This window comes from Streptomyces sp. NPDC000075, assembly GCF_040301925.1.
In the GTDB taxonomy this organism is placed as follows: Bacteria; Actinomycetota; Actinomycetes; order Streptomycetales; family Streptomycetaceae; genus Streptomyces; species Streptomyces polychromogenes.
In genome coordinates this window covers 38,718-51,106 of record NZ_JBEPFL010000049.1, presented here as the reverse complement: position 1 = coordinate 51,106, position 12,389 = coordinate 38,718, and the positions used below count along the sequence as shown (strand labels likewise).

The 12,389-nt window shown below is 74.5% G+C and carries 14 protein-coding genes; 7 read left to right on the top strand and 7 right to left on the bottom strand.

Translation table 11 applies throughout. The features are described 5' to 3' along the window. Nucleotides 1-7 precede the first annotated feature (7 nt). Together ABT403_RS35955 and ABT403_RS35950 are read right to left on the bottom strand one after the other, a co-directional pair. Nucleotides 8-670 (bottom strand): DedA family protein, encoded by a 663-nt coding sequence (locus ABT403_RS35955; RefSeq protein WP_344170946.1) that lies wholly within the window; start codon nucleotides 668-670, stop codon nucleotides 8-10. Nucleotides 671-856: 186 nt separating this feature from the next. Next, nucleotides 857-1,309, bottom strand: a complete 453-nt coding sequence (locus ABT403_RS35950; protein WP_344170943.1) for a DUF4442 domain-containing protein — start codon at nucleotides 1,307-1,309, stop codon at nucleotides 857-859. Between the two features lie 96 nt (nucleotides 1,310-1,405). On the opposite strand from ABT403_RS35950, the gene ABT403_RS35945 reads away from it, so the two are divergent. Together ABT403_RS35945 and ABT403_RS35940 are read left to right on the top strand one after the other, a co-directional pair. After that, nucleotides 1,406-2,455, top strand: coding sequence for a DUF8017 domain-containing protein (locus ABT403_RS35945; RefSeq protein WP_344170940.1), 1,050 nt, complete (start codon nucleotides 1,406-1,408; stop codon nucleotides 2,453-2,455). A 90-nt stretch (nucleotides 2,456-2,545) separates the two neighbouring features. Further along, nucleotides 2,546-3,844, top strand: coding sequence for an MFS transporter (locus tag ABT403_RS35940; protein WP_344170937.1), 1,299 nt, complete (start codon nucleotides 2,546-2,548; stop codon nucleotides 3,842-3,844). A 31-nt stretch (nucleotides 3,845-3,875) separates the two neighbouring features. Here the strand turns inward: ABT403_RS35940 and ABT403_RS35935 are convergent, their stop codons facing one another. The 4 genes from ABT403_RS35935 to ABT403_RS35920 all read right to left on the bottom strand — a co-directional run bounded on the left by ABT403_RS35935 (nucleotide 3,876) and on the right by ABT403_RS35920 (nucleotide 7,129). Then, entirely contained in the window at nucleotides 3,876-4,667 is a 792-nt protein-coding gene (locus tag ABT403_RS35935) for a spermidine synthase (protein ID WP_344171022.1), read from the bottom strand. A 97-nt stretch (nucleotides 4,668-4,764) separates the two neighbouring features. Continuing rightward, nucleotides 4,765-5,625 (bottom strand): patatin-like phospholipase family protein, encoded by an 861-nt coding sequence (locus tag ABT403_RS35930; protein WP_344170934.1) that lies wholly within the window; start codon nucleotides 5,623-5,625, stop codon nucleotides 4,765-4,767. 88 nt (nucleotides 5,626-5,713) lie between these two features. Next, nucleotides 5,714-6,895 (bottom strand): elongation factor Tu, encoded by a 1,182-nt coding sequence (gene tuf / locus ABT403_RS35925; protein WP_344170931.1) that lies wholly within the window; start codon nucleotides 6,893-6,895, stop codon nucleotides 5,714-5,716. A 90-nt stretch (nucleotides 6,896-6,985) separates the two neighbouring features. Next, complete coding sequence (locus ABT403_RS35920; protein WP_344170928.1) at nucleotides 6,986-7,129, bottom strand: hypothetical protein; 144 nt, start codon at nucleotides 7,127-7,129, stop codon at nucleotides 6,986-6,988. Nucleotides 7,130-7,310: 181 nt separating this feature from the next. Between ABT403_RS35920 and ABT403_RS35915 the strand changes: the two genes are divergently transcribed. The 5 genes from ABT403_RS35915 (at nucleotide 7,311) to lnt (ending at nucleotide 11,490) form a co-directional block, all read left to right on the top strand. Next, nucleotides 7,311-8,027 carry a TVP38/TMEM64 family protein gene (locus ABT403_RS35915; RefSeq protein WP_344170925.1) on the top strand — a complete coding sequence of 239 codons (717 nt, stop codon included), beginning with the start codon at nucleotides 7,311-7,313 and terminating at the stop codon, nucleotides 8,025-8,027. 48 nt (nucleotides 8,028-8,075) lie between these two features. Continuing rightward, nucleotides 8,076-8,954: an undecaprenyl-diphosphate phosphatase gene (locus tag ABT403_RS35910; RefSeq protein ID WP_344170922.1), complete on the top strand. Its 879-nt coding sequence runs from the start codon at nucleotides 8,076-8,078 to the stop codon at nucleotides 8,952-8,954. Between the two features lie 112 nt (nucleotides 8,955-9,066). Then, nucleotides 9,067-9,243: a DUF8839 family protein gene (locus ABT403_RS35905; protein ID WP_344170919.1), complete on the top strand. Its 177-nt coding sequence runs from the start codon at nucleotides 9,067-9,069 to the stop codon at nucleotides 9,241-9,243. A 69-nt stretch (nucleotides 9,244-9,312) separates the two neighbouring features. After that, complete coding sequence (locus ABT403_RS35900) at nucleotides 9,313-9,774, top strand: nuclear transport factor 2 family protein (RefSeq protein ID WP_344170916.1); 462 nt, start codon at nucleotides 9,313-9,315, stop codon at nucleotides 9,772-9,774. Between the two features lie 66 nt (nucleotides 9,775-9,840). After that, nucleotides 9,841-11,490, top strand: coding sequence for an apolipoprotein N-acyltransferase (lnt, locus tag ABT403_RS35895; RefSeq protein ID WP_344170913.1), 1,650 nt, complete (start codon nucleotides 9,841-9,843; stop codon nucleotides 11,488-11,490). Here lnt and ABT403_RS35890 read toward each other — a convergent pair. Then, the gene (locus ABT403_RS35890) at nucleotides 11,429-12,340 is read right to left on the bottom strand and encodes a Gfo/Idh/MocA family protein (protein ID WP_344170910.1); all 912 of its coding nucleotides are present in this window, start codon (nucleotides 12,338-12,340) and stop codon (nucleotides 11,429-11,431) included. The two genes, lnt and ABT403_RS35890, sit on opposite strands and share 62 nt — an antisense overlap. Nucleotides 12,341-12,389: the final 49 nt, after the last annotated feature.

Sequence of the window (12,389 nt, the reverse complement as noted above, 5' to 3'; positions counted from 1 at the left end):
CCGGACGTCAGTCCGCGGCGCCCGCCGGGGCGGTCACGCGCGCGGCCGCCTCCTCGCGGGCCGCGGCCGCCGCCTTCTTCATGCGGGCGCGCACCACCAGCGTCACGGCCAGCCCCAGCAGCAGGGCCGCCACCAGGGCCAGCCAGGAGAACCGCTTCAGCCACGGCTCGGCGACGATGCCGACCGTGTAGATGACCGCGGTGGTACCGCCGGCCCAGAGGATGCCGCCGAGCACGTTGGCGATCAGGAACCGCCAGTACGGCATGCGCAGCACGCCCGCGAGCGGCCCGGCGAAGATCCGCAGCAGGGCCACGAACCGGCCGAAGAAGACGGCCCACATGCCCCACCGGTCGAACGACCGCTCCGCGACCGCCACCTGTTCCGGCCCGAAGTGCTTCGGGAAGCGCCGGCCCAGCTTCTCCAGCAGCGGCTTGCCGCCGCGGCGCCCGATCGCGTACCCGATGGAGTCGCCGACGATCGCGCCCGCGATCGCGCAGAGGCCCAGGACCACGGGGTCGATGTGCCCCTGCTGCGAGGCCAGCAGTGCGGCGCTCACGAGGATGATCTCCCCCGGCAGCGGGATGCCCAGGCTCTCCAGTCCGATGACCAGACCCACCAGGAGATAGACACTGATCGCCGGAATCGTCTCCAGCCATTCCTGGACGTGCACCGGTTCGCCCTCCCTCGTCGTCACCGGCGCGCCCGGGGGACACGCCGAACGAGCAGCCTATCCGCTCCCCGTGACGGCCCCCGCCCGCAGCACGGGTTCCCGGGGCGAACGACCGGCGAACACCTCCCGACGCGCGCAGCCGCGCGGCGGCGGCGGGCCACCGGGCCGTCAGGCGGATCAGGCGGATCAGGCGTTGGGGCGCAGCGTCCAGACGACGGTCATCTCGCCCGTCACGGCCTCGTCCTCGCGCTGGATGGCGATGGTGACGGGGAACTCGGGGCGGCCGCCCGCGTCGAGCTCGGCGACGACCTCGGAGGCCGGGCGGCCGAGGGTGGCGGTGGCCGTGACGACGCCCTTGGCGAGCTTCTTGTAGCCGATCTCGGCCTTGACGGCCAGCGGCACCGCGCGCGACAGCTGGTCGCCGAAGGCGGCCAGGACGATCGCGCCGCTGGCGGACTCGGCCAGGGTGAACATCGCGCCGGCGTGCGGGCCGCCGACGTGGTTGTGGAAGTCGGGCTGGTCCGGGAGGCGGACGACGGCGCGCTCCGGAGTGGTCTCCAGGAACTGGAGGTTGAGGGTGCGGGCCATCGGCACGGTCTGGGCGAGCAGTTCGCCCACGTTCATCTGTTCTGCGCTCATGGCACGCGATGTTACCCACGAGTAGATGAACTTGGCCAGAGTCCGCGAGGGGGCGGACGTGGCTCCCGCAGGCCTCTCCCACTATCGTTACCGGCCATGTGGCCAGGACAGCAGCAGCCGCCCGGGGGACAGCAGGGCCCCCAGGACGCGCAACAGAACCCGTACCAGCAGCAGCCGGGACAGCCGAACCCGTACCAGCAGCAGCCCCAGCCGGGATTCGGTCAGCAGCAGCCCGGCTACGGCTACCCGCAGGCGGGCGGTTACCAGACCCCGCCGCCGGTCCAGCCGTGGGGCCAGACCGGCCCGCAGCAGCCCCCCGCCCAGCCGCCGTCGGGCGGGAGCCCGTTCGCGACGAAGACGGTGGCCATCGTGGCGGCCTCGGCGGTCGTCGTGACCGCGGCCGTGACCGCGGCCTTCGTCCTGACCCGGGACGACAAGGGGAGCAACCAGGCGAGCAACAAGCCGGCGGCCGCCTCCTCCGCCCCCGCGACCTCCGCCGCCCCGCCCGCGCCGGCCGCCCCGAGCGGCAACCCGCGCGGCGGCAACGACGTGAAGCCGGTCATCCCGGGCTGGAAGGTGGTCATCAACCCCTTGCACGGCACCGCCTTCGACGTCCCGCCGGAGTGGAACGTGGCGAGCTCCGGAGTCATCGCCGGCTTCGAGGACTCCAAGAAGGGCGACGGCTCCCCCCTCGTCACCTTCTCCGCGCCCGCCTTCCTCAAGGAGGACTGGTGCAAGGTGGACTCCAACAAGGACGGCAAGGAGGAGAGCACCGGGCTGGCCGGCACCGGCACCAAGGGCGGCCAGGGCGGCAAGGACACCGCCGGGCTCGCGCACAGCGAGGCGGGCACCTGGGTGTACGCCGCCTACTCGCAGAAGCTGCCGCTGGACCGGGTCAAGATCTCCGAGTCCAAGGAGTTCACCACCCTCTCCGGCCTGAAGGGGCACTACGCGACGGCGACGGTGAGCGACATCCCCAAGGAGAACAAGTGCTCCTCCGACGGCAAGAGCATCGCCTTCAGCTTCCGCAACGCCAAGGGTGACTTCGCCAGCTGGGTCATGTGGGCCGCCGCCGGAGTCCCCGGCGAGGTCGACCAGGCCACGGAGGAGAAGATCATGAGCTCGGTCCGCCTCGCCGGCAACTGACCTCGACCAGTACTCCACCCGCCCCGGGCCGATTATCCGTTTTCCGCTTATTCGTTTGGATTCTCGGCCCGGGACAGGGATAGTCCCCGGGTGAGCTCTCCCCCCACCGCCACCCCCGCCTCACGCCGCCTCCCCTCCTGGGCCGGCCGCAACTACACCCTCCTGACCGGTGCCGCGGTCGTGACGAACCTCGGCAGCCACGGAGCACTCATCGCCTCCGCCTTCGCCGTCATGGACGCGGGCGGCTCCGGCGGCGACGTCGGCCTCGTCGCGGCCGCCCGCACGCTGCCCCTCGTCCTCTTCCTGCTCGTGGGCGGCGCCCTCGCCGACCGGCTCCCGCGCCACCGCGTGATGGTCGCGGCCAACGCCCTCAACTGCGTCTCCCAGGCCGTCTTCGCCGTGCTGGTCCTCACCGGCGAGCCCCGGCTGTGGCAGATGATGCTGCTCACCGCGCTCTGCGGCACCGGGACCGCCTTCTTCAACCCGGCCGCCGAGGGCATGCTGCTCTCCAGCGTCTCGGGCGAGCACTCCAACCGTGCCTTCGCCCTCTTCCGGATGGCCATGAACGGTGCGGGCATCGGCGGCGCGGCACTCGGCGGCGCCCTGATCGCCGCCATCGGCCCCGGCTGGGTGCTGGCCGTGGACGCGGCCGCCTTCGCGGTCGCGGGCGCCCTGCGGGCGTTCCTCGATGTCGGCCCCACCGCCGAACGGGCGCCCGGCGGGGGCCTGCTGGCCGACCTGCGCGAGGGCTGGGTGGAGTTCCGCACCCGGACCTGGCTGTGGAGCATCGTGCTCCAGTTCTCCGTCGTGGTCGCCGTCGTCGGAGCCGCCGAGGCGGTGTACGGGCCCCTCGTCGCCCGCGACCGGCTGGGCGGGCCCGCCCCCTGGGGCATGGCCCTGGCCTTCTTCGGCGTGGGCACCATCGCCGGGGCCGTCCTGATGATGCTGTGGAAACCGCGCCGCCTGCTGCTGGTCGGCACCCTGTGCGTCTTCCCGCTCGCGCTGCCGTCGGCGGGACTCGCGGTCCCGCTGCCCACCTGGGGGCTGTGCGCGGTGATGTTCGCCAGCGGCGCCGCCATCGAGGTGTTCGGCGTGAACTGGATGACGACGATGCACCAGGAGATCCCGGAGGAGAAGTTCTCCCGGGTCTCCGCCTACGACTGGTTCGGCTCGGTCTCCATGCTGCCCCTGGCCACCGCCCTGGCCGGCCCGGCCGAGAGCGTCTTCGGCCGCACCCCGGCCCTGTGGGGATGCGCGGCCCTGGTGATCGTCCCCACGGCCCTGGTCCTCCTGGTCCCGGAGGTACGCCACATCACCCGCAAACCGGTCCCCGGGAAAACCGCCGCGGCCCACGCTCCCGCACCCGATTCCAGCCGCGCCGGCGTGTGACGCGCCGGGGGCGGAGCCCCCCCCGGCACCGTCACCCCAGACTGAACGCGCCCTCCGGCGGCTCGGGCGAGGCCACGGCGTCGGCGTCCGCCACCGCCCGGGCCCCCCGCATGAACCGCGCGAGCCCCTCCCCGGACTCCACCCGCGCGGGAAACGCGTCACCCGCGCAGCGCCGGGCCAGCGCGGCCACCGGGAGCGGCGCGTCGGACGCCAGCAGCACCGCGTTGCCGAAGCGCCGCCCGCGCAGCACCCCCGGCTCGGCGATCAGCGCGAGCTCCGCGAACGCGGCGGCGAAGTTGGCCAGCTGGGCCTTCAGGAAGGCGAACGGCGCCCCGTCGGCCAGGTTCGCCGCGTAGAGCCCGCCGGGCCGCAGCACCCGGGCCGCCTCCCGCGCGTACTCCACCGAGGTCAGCTGGGCCGGCACCCGGGAACCGCCGAACACGTCGGCCACCAGGACGTCCGCACTCGCCCCCGGGGCCCGCTCCAGCCAGGCCCGGGCGTCGGCGGCGTGCACCTCGATCCGCGCCCCGGCGGCCAGCGGCAGGTGCTCCGCCACCAGGTCCACCAGGGCCGCGTCGAACTCGACCACGGTCTGCCGGGAGCCCGGCCGGGCCTCGGCGGCGTAGCGGGGCAGGGTCAGCGCGCCGCCGCCCAGGTGCAGCAGGTCCAGGGCCGCCCCCGGCTCGGCCGCGCAGTCCAGGACGTGCGCGAGGCGGCGTACGTACTCGAACTCCAGGTGCCCGGGCTCGTCGAGGTCGACGTAGGACTGCGGGGCCCCGTCCACGGTGAGCAGCCAGGCCCGGTCCCGGTCCACGTCCGGCATCAGCTTGGCGGTGCCCTGGCCCACTTCCCGGATCACCGGGATCTGTTCGTCGCTCACCCCACCATTGTCGGGCCCGCCGCCCCCGGAACCGGCCCGCTCAGGCCCCCGACCAGACGGCGGCCGCCTCGGCCACGTGCGCGGCGGCCTGGGCCAGCCCCGCCCGCGCCGCGGGGGCCCGCCGGGCGGGGTCGAGCAGGTTGCGGCCGAAGGCCTTGCGGGCCTCCGGGGACGAGTTGATCAGCAGCACCCGCGCCCCCTCGGCCCGCAGCCGCTCGGCCTGCCGGACGGGAGACGGGAGCCGCCCCACGCCGATGGGCAGCGGGGCGAGGATCACCACGCGCCGGTAGCCGGCCGCCAGGTCGGCGTTGACCGCGGAGCGGAACCCGCCGTCCACGTACCGGCGGCCGCCGATGGTGACGGGCGGCCACACCCCGGGCACGGCGCAGCTCGCCGCGACGGCGTCCACCAGCCCGGCCCCGCCCTCCCGGTCGAAGGGGACGCCCTCGCCGGTCAGCGCGTCGACGGCGGTGACGACCAGGCGCCGCTCGGGCCACTCGTGCGAGACGAGCCGGGCCGCCAGGACCTCGCGCCGCTCCGCCTCGGCGGGGGTGTCGGCGGCGAGGGCCATGGCGCCGACCCGTCTGCGGTACTCGGCGGCGTCGCGCGAGCGGAGCATGGCGAAGGCGTACCGGGCGATGAGGCCCGCGCCGAACTTCGCCGTCATCTCCCCGGCGGGGTCGGCGAGCTGGCGCTCGTACAGCTCGCGCGGGGTGAGCAGCCCGGAGGCGAGCTGGGCGCCGACCACCGAGCCGGCGGAGGTGCCGACGACGAGGTCGGCGCCGCTGAGGTCCACTCCGGCACGGGCGAGCCCGTAGAGGATCCCGGACTCCCAGCCGACGCCGGTGAGCCCGCCGCCGCCGAGCACCAGTGCCGTCTCGCGTACCGTCCCGCCGCTCATCCCCGCCCGCCCCTCGCTCCGCCCGCAGGCGCCGCCCGTGTGGTGACGGCAGTCTGGCAAAGCCGGACCGCCGCCGCCACGGCCGGGGCTACCCGAGGACCTCGGTCACCGTCCCCGCGCCGACGGTGCGCCCGCCCTCGCGGACGGCGAAGCCGAGCCCCGCCTCCAGGGGCACGTCCCGGCCCAGCTCGACGGTCATGGTCACCGTCTCACCGGGGCGGGCCACCCCGGCCTCGCCCAGGTCCACGTCGCCGACCACGTCGGCGGTGCGGATGTAGAACTGCGGCCGGTAGCCGGAGGACAGGGCCGTCGTACGGCCGCCCTCGCGCCCGGAGAGCACGTACACCCGCGCGGTGAAGCGCCGGCGCGGCGCCACGCTGCCGGGCGCCGCGACCACGTGCCCGCGGCGCACGCCGTCCCGGTGCACCCCGCGCAGCAGCAGCGCGACGTTGTCCCCCGCCTCGGCGGACTCCATCGGCTTGCCGAAGGTCTCCAGGCCGGTGACGACCGTCTCCACCGGCTCGCCCTCGCCGCCGAGGAGCGCCACGCGGTCGCCGGGCCGGACGGTGCCCCGCTCGACGGCACCGGTCACGACGGTGCCCCGGCCGGTGATGGTCAGGACGTTCTCGACCGGCAGCAGGAACGGCGCGTCCGTGTACCGCACGGGCATCGGCACGTAGGTGTCGACCGCGTCGAGCAGCGCCTCGATCGCCCCCGTCCAGCGCGGGTCGCCCTCCAGCGCCCCGAGCCCGGAGACCCGTACGACCGGCGCCTCCTCACCGCCGTAGCCGTGGGCGGTGAGCAGGTCGCGGACCTCCAGCTCGACCAGGTCGGTCAGCTCCGGGTCCCCGGCGTCGGCCTTGTTCAGGGCCACCACGATGTGGTCCACGCCGACCTGCCGGGCGAGGAGCACGTGCTCGGCGGTCTGGGGCATGACGCCGTCGAGGGCGGAGACGACGAGGATGGCCCCGTCGAGCTGGGCCGCGCCGGTGACCATGTTCTTGATGTAGTCGGCGTGGCCGGGCATGTCGACGTGGGCGTAGTGGCGGGTGTCGGTCTCGTACTCGACGTGCGTGAGGTTGATGGTGATGCCGCGCCGGACCTCCTCGGGGGCACGGTCGATCCGGTCGAACGGCACGAAGGAGGCGCCGCCGCGCTCGGCGAGGACCTTGGTGATGGCGGCGGTGAGGGTGGTCTTGCCGTGGTCGACGTGACCCATGGTGCCGATGTTGAGGTGCGGCTTGGTGCGGGTGAAGGCCGTCTTGGCCATGATGTCTTTCCCGTGGCTCGAAGCTGGAACGGGACCCCTGGAGCGAACCGACCCTCCCCCTGCGGGGTCCGCCGGACGATCCGGGAAGGGTCAGCTTCGTGCGCCGTCGAAGGCGGCGGGTGCCGCTGCGGCGAAGGCCTCCGCGAGGGCGACGAGCGCCGGGGAGACGAGGAGGGCAGCCTTCGGCGCGTCCGCGACTGCGGACGGCGCTGCGGGGAAGGCGTACCGGGACATGCCCCAGATCCTGCCCGAGGGGCCGGGGCGCGTCGAACGAATTACCGCCGGGCCCGGACGCGTTGGTCCTGCCCCGGCCGGTCCGGGTCCGCTCGCCGCGGCCCCGCTCGTCCCCGGTCCGTTCGTCCGGATGAGGTCTGGATTACGGCGGGCTGCCGCACCGGTCGGTTAATCTCCCCGGATGTCCCTCCTCCTCGCGCCGTGGACGCGGCTGTCGCTGCTCGTCGTACTGCTCGTGGCGGCCGGGGCCTGCGTCCTGGTCTACGAGCCCCAGCGGCTGCTCTCCCGCGGCTGGCCGCCGGGGCTCCCCGTGGGCGCGGGGGTGCTGGTGTTCGCGGGCGCGTACGGGCTGTGCGCGGCGGCGTTCGTCCCGCGCCCGCTGCTGAACCTCGCGGCCGGGGCGGTCTTCGGCACCTGGTTCGGGCTGGTGGCGGCCGTCGGCGGCACGGTGCTCGGCGCGGGGATCTCCTTCGGCCTGGGTCGGGTCATGGGCCAGGAGGCGCTCCGGCCGTTCCTGCGCGGGCGGTGGCTGAAGGCGGCCGACGCCCAGCTGAGCCGGCACGGCTTCCGCTCCATGCTGGCGGTCCGGATCTTCCCCGGGGTGCCCTTCGCGGCCGCCAACTACCTCGCGGCGGTGTCCCGCTGCGGCTGGCCGCCCTTCCTGCTGGCCACCGCCCTCGGGACGGTGCCCAACACGGCGGCGTACGTGGTCGCCGGGGCCAGCGCCTCCTCCCCCGGATCCCCCGCGTTCCTCGTCTCGTTCGGGTTCATCGCCGTCTCCGGAGCGGTCGCGGCGGCGGTCGCCTGGCGGGGGCGGCACCGCCTCGCGGCCCCCGCCGTGCGCGAGCCCGCGTCCGTACACCCCCCTGTGGTCGGTGCCGCTCCCCACGGGCCCTAGCATCGGACCCGAACTGTCCGACGATCACAAGGACGAGCGCACACCGACATGAGCTGGTTCGAATCCCTAATCCTCGGTCTCGTCCAAGGGCTCACGGAGTTCCTCCCGATCTCCTCCAGCGCGCACCTGCGGCTGACCGCGGCCTTCGCCGGCTGGCACGACCCGGGTTCGGCCTTCACGGCCATCACCCAGATCGGCACCGAGGCCGCCGTGCTGATCTACTTCCGCAAGGACATCGCGCGGATCATCTCGACCTGGTTCCGCTCGCTGTACACCAAGGCGCTGCGCTCCGAGCAGGACGCGCGGATGGGCTGGCTCGTCATCGTCGGCTCGATCCCGATCGGTGTCCTCGGCGTCGCCTTCAAGGACCAGATCACCGGCCCGGCCCGTGACCTGCGGCTGACCGCCACCACCCTGATCGTGATGGGCCTGATCCTGGGCTTCGCCGACTGGCTGGCCTCGCGTGACGAGCAGGGCGGCCGGCACCGGGTGGTCAAGCAGCGCAAGACGCTCAAAGAGCTGGGCGTCAAGGACGGTCTGATCTTCGGTGTCTGCCAGGCGATGGCGCTGATCCCGGGCGTCTCGCGGTCGGGTGCGACGATCTCCGGCGGTCTGCTGCTGGGCTTCACGCGCGAGGCGGCGGCCCGCTACTCCTTCCTGCTGGCCATTCCGGCGGTGCTGGCCTCGGGCGCGTTCGAGATCAAGGACGTGATCGAGAGCCCCGGCCACATCACCTGGGGTCCGACGATCTTCGCCACGGTGATCGCCTTCTTCGTCGGCTACGCCGTCATCGCCTGGTTCATGAAATTCATCTCGAGCAAGAGCTTCATGCCCTTCGTGATCTACCGGATCGTGCTCGGCATCGCGCTGTTCGTGCTCATCGGCATGGGCGTGCTGGAGGCGGAGGCGGGCGCGACCGGCACCTGATCCGGCCGTTCGGACACGCGCACGCGGCGAAGGCCGCCCGGGAACGTTCCCGGGCGGCCTTCGCGTCGTTGTGCCCGGAGAGACCTGAACGGCGAGCAACAGGGGGTGTCCCATGGGTCGGGTGGTACTGGAACGGTTTCCGGCCGGGAGTCCGCGCGGCAGCTGGCCCGCGGAGGAGTACGCGGCCCAGCGGATGCGCGAGGGCGTACCGGCGGAGGTGGTGATGGACCTGGCCAGTGACGCCTTCCTGGTCGTGATCCGGCAGCGGGAGGTGCGTTCCGGCCACTGAGCGGCGCCGGGAAGATCCCGTGGCCGCACGCCCCTTGGCCCCGGAGGCCGCCGGCCGCACACTGACCCGATGACGCAGCGTGTGGACCTTGCGACGGTGATGGACCGGCTGGCGGTCGACGAGGTGGTCTCGGGGTACGCGGCGGCCGTGGACGACGGGGACTGGGCGGCCTACCGCGCCCTGTTCACCCCCGCCGGACGGGCCGACTACGGCTCGGCGGGCGGGGTCGAGGGCCCGGCCGCGGAGGTGGCCGAGTGGCTCGCGGAGACCATGCGGCTCTTCCCGGTGCGCCAGCACCTCATCGTCAACCGGCGGATCCTGCTGGAAGACCGGGACGGCTTCCCCGGGGACTCGGCGCGGGTCCTGGCCGACTTCCTGAACCCGATGCGGCTGGCGGGCGACGGGGACCGGGGCACCGCCCCCAACTTCGTCGCCGCCGGCCGCTACACCTTCACGCTCGCGCGCACCCCGGACGGCTGGCGGCTCACCGGGGTGACCGTGCACGAGAAGTGGCGCCACATGCAGGCCTGAGGCCGGACCGGCGCCTGCGGGCGCGGCCCGTCGGGGGCGGTCCCACACTGGAGGCGGAGGCAGGTCATGGTCGCGGAGCTGAGCGGGCGGAGCGGGCCGGGCGGGCTGATCGGGCTGACCGGGCCGGGCCGGAAGGTCCGGCGGCACGGGCGGGCCGCGCCGGGCCGGCCGGACGGTCCGGACCGGCGGACGCGGTGGCGGCGGGCCGCGGCCGCGGTGGCCGCCGGGGCGCTGCCCTGCCTGGCCTTCCCCGCCCCGGCGCTGTGGTGGCTGGCCTACGTCGCCCTCGTGCCCTGGATGCTGCTGCTGCGCTCCGCCCCCACCGGGCGGCGGGCGGCGCTGGAGGGCTGGCTCGGCGGCGCGGGGTTCATCGTGGCGGTGCACCACTGGCTGCTGCCGAGCCTGCACGTCTTCCTGGTGCCGCTGGCCGCGCTGCTGGGCCTGCTCTGGATCCCCTGGGCGCTGCTGGTACGGGAGTCGCTCGGCGGGGCTCCGGCCCCGGGCCGGGCCGCGGCCGCGCTGGTCCTCGTACCGGCGGGGTGGCTGCTGTCGGAGCTGGCCCGGTCCTGGCAGGGGCTGGGCGGGCCGTGGGGGCTGCTCGGGGCCAGTCAGTGGCAGGTGCCCGCGGCACTGCGGCTGGCCTCCGTGGGCGGGGTGTGGCTGGTGAGCCTGCTGGTGGTGGCGGTGAACTGCGCGGTGGTGCTGGTGGTCGCCGTGCCGGGGGCGCGGACGGCGGCGGTGGCCTCGGTGGCGGGGTGTGCGGTGCTGACGGGGGTGGTGTGGCTGTGGCTGCCGCGCCCCGAGGTGTCGGGCGCGCTGCGGGTGGCCGTCGTACAGCCGGGCCCGGTGGACGGGGCGGACGGCGGGGAGCGGCGCTTCGCCGTCGAGGAGCGGCTGACCGCGGACCTGGCGGGGGCCCGCCCCGGCCTGGTGGTGTGGGGCGAGAGCAGCGTCGGCGCGGACCTGGCGGCGCGGCCCGACCTGTCCCGGCGGCTGGCGGAGCTGTCAGGGCGGGTGGGCGCGCCCCTGCTGGTCAACGTGGACGCCCGCCGGTCGGACCGGCCGGGGATCTACAAGAGCTCGGTCCTGGTCGGGCCCGAGGGCCCCACCGGGGACCGGTACGACAAGATGCGGCTGGTGCCCTTCGGCGAGTACATACCGGCGCGCTCGCTGCTGGGCTGGGCCACCTCGGTCGGGAAGGCGGCCGGCGAGGACCGGATGCGGGGCCAGGCGCCGGTGATCATGGACCTGCCGGGCGGCACCCGGATCGGCCCGCTGGTGTGCTTCGAGTCGGCCTTCCCCGACATGAGCCGGCACCTGGCCGACGAGGGGGCCGGGGTGCTGGTCGCCCAGTCGTCGACCTCGACCTTCCAGAACAGCTGGGCGCCGGCCCAGCACGCCTCCCTGGCCGCCCTGCGCGCCGCCGAGACCGGCCGTCCGATGGTGCACGCCACGCTGACCGGGGTCAGCGCGGTCTTCGGGCCCTCCGGCGAGCGGATCGGCGGGGAGCTGCCGACCTCGGCGAGCACGGCGGCCGTGTACGAGGTGCCGCTCGCCCGGGGCACGACCCTCTTCGTCCGCTTCGGCAACTGGCCCGGCGGGGCCTGCCTGGCCGTGCTCGCCCTGTACTGCGCGGGCCGGGGCGCCCGGGCGGTCAGGGTCGCGCGGTCTGCTCCAGGGCCGTCAGCACCACCCGCTCGCACAGCTCGTGGGTGAGCAGCGCGTCCCGGGCACTGAGCACCTTGCCGGTGCCCACGGCCTCCATGAAGGTGTCCACGGCCTGCTCGATCCCGCGCTGGCGGGCCACGGGGACCCAGTCCCCGCGCCGGCGCACGGTGGGCTGGCCCTTGTGGTCGATGACCTCGGCGAGGTTGACGACCTGGCGCTTGGAGTCCTGGCCGGAGACCTCCAGGACCTCCTCGGTGGACCCGGACAGCCGGTTCATGATGCCGAGGGCGGTGAACCCGTCCCCGGACATCTGGAGCACCACCTGTGACATCAGCCCCTCGCGCACCACGGCACGGACGTCGATGTGGTCGGCGTCGCCGGGCAGCAGGAAGCGCAGGGTGTCGACGACGTGGATGAAGTCGTCGAGGACCAGGGTGCGGGGGTCCTCGGGGAGCCCGACGCGGTTCTTCTGCAGGACGATCAGGTCGCGCGGCAGGTCGGCGCACTGCGCGTACCCGGGGGCGTGGCGGCGGTTGAAGCCGACGAACAGTGAGGTGGCGCGCTCCTCCGCCAGCTCGACCAGGCGCCGCGAGTCCGCGAGCTCGTAGGCGAGCGGCTTGTCCACGTACGTGGGCACGCCCGCCTCCAGCAGCCGCTCCACGATCTCGGGGTGGGCGGCGGTCGGGGCGTGCACGAAGGCGGCGTCGAGGCCCTGGGCGATCAGCGCGCCGAGCGAGGCGTGGCGGCGGCCCTCGGGGACGTGGTGGACCGCGCCGAGCCGCTCCAGCGTGGCGGGGGTGCGGGTCTGCAGGTGCAGCTCGACCCCGGGGCGGGTGGTGAGGACGGGCAGGTACGCCTTCTGCGCGATGTCCCCGAGTCCGATGACGCCGACCTTCACCGGGAGCCTCCTGGTATGTGCCGTATGGGACTCCGCAGCTTAATCGCTG

Coding starts and splice junctions, on each gene's coding strand:
- ABT403_RS35950 (WP_344170943.1), bottom strand. CDS start 1,309: ATGAGCGCAGAACAGATGAACGTGGGCGAACTGCTCGCCCAGACCGTG.
- ABT403_RS35945 (WP_344170940.1), top strand. CDS start 1,406: ATGTGGCCAGGACAGCAGCAGCCGCCCGGGGGACAGCAGGGCCCCCAG.
- ABT403_RS35935 (WP_344171022.1), bottom strand. CDS start 4,667: ATGCCGGACGTGGACCGGGACCGGGCCTGGCTGCTCACCGTGGACGGG.
- ABT403_RS35930 (WP_344170934.1), bottom strand. CDS start 5,625: ATGAGCGGCGGGACGGTACGCGAGACGGCACTGGTGCTCGGCGGCGGC.
- tuf (WP_344170931.1), bottom strand. CDS start 6,895: ATGGCCAAGACGGCCTTCACCCGCACCAAGCCGCACCTCAACATCGGC.
- ABT403_RS35920 (WP_344170928.1), bottom strand. CDS start 7,129: ATGTCCCGGTACGCCTTCCCCGCAGCGCCGTCCGCAGTCGCGGACGCG.
- ABT403_RS35915 (WP_344170925.1), top strand. CDS start 7,311: ATGTCCCTCCTCCTCGCGCCGTGGACGCGGCTGTCGCTGCTCGTCGTA.
- ABT403_RS35910 (WP_344170922.1), top strand. CDS start 8,076: ATGAGCTGGTTCGAATCCCTAATCCTCGGTCTCGTCCAAGGGCTCACG.
- ABT403_RS35905 (WP_344170919.1), top strand. CDS start 9,067: ATGGGTCGGGTGGTACTGGAACGGTTTCCGGCCGGGAGTCCGCGCGGC.
- ABT403_RS35900 (WP_344170916.1), top strand. CDS start 9,313: ATGACGCAGCGTGTGGACCTTGCGACGGTGATGGACCGGCTGGCGGTC.
- lnt (WP_344170913.1), top strand. CDS start 9,841: ATGGTCGCGGAGCTGAGCGGGCGGAGCGGGCCGGGCGGGCTGATCGGG.